1 protein-coding gene is annotated in these 749 nt (G+C 47.4%); it reads right to left on the reverse strand.

Annotated features, from left to right (window positions below; genetic code table 11):
* The coding region (locus R7F64_RS23860; protein ID WP_318072147.1) for an aldehyde dehydrogenase family protein at window positions 1-749 on the reverse strand (749 nt) is incomplete at both ends.

Below are 749 nucleotides of genomic sequence, written 5' to 3' on the forward strand. Positions count from 1 at the left end.
AGAGGGTCGCCGACAACCAGTTTCTCAGTACGAGTTTTAAGCTGTGCAACAAAGTCGTCGTAGATAGATTCATGGACGAATACACGGGTACCGTTGGTACATACCTCACCCTGAGTGTAAAAGTTAGCAACCATTGCTGCTGATACCGCATCATTCAACTTCGCATCATCAAAAACGATCAGTGGTGACTTGCCACCTAACTCCATTGTGACTTGCTTAAGCGTTTTTGCACTGTCACCCATAACAACTTTGCCAGTACCTGATTCGCCAGTGAACGATACTTTAGCAATATCCGGATGCGCCGTTAGCATCTGCCCTACACGGTAATCCCCCTGCACGACGTTAAACACACCATCAGGAAGACCCGCTTCAGAATAAATTTCCGCAAGCTTTAGCGCTGTAAGCGGTGTTTCTTCCGACGGCTTAAAGATCATTGCATTACCGGCAGCCAGTGCTGGTGCAGATTTCCACATTGCAATTTGAATAGGATAGTTCCAGGCGCCAATACCTGCGCAAATTCCCAAAGGTTCACGGCGGGTATAGAAAAACTGGTTTTCATTAAGTGGTTGTTGCTCACCCTGCAAACTTGGTGCAAGACCAGCGTAATATTCGATAACATCTGCGCCTGTCGTAATATCTACAGCGATCGCTTCTTGAATTGGCTTACCCGTGTCTGCCACTTCTAAAGCGGCTAACTCGTCGTTGCGTTCACGCAGAATCGCTACCGCTTTATTAAGAATCCGGCTACG

The sequence above is a fragment of the Vibrio sp. Vb1980 genome (genome assembly GCF_033338615.1).
GTDB classification, from domain to species: domain Bacteria; phylum Pseudomonadota; class Gammaproteobacteria; order Enterobacterales; family Vibrionaceae; genus Vibrio; species Vibrio alginolyticus.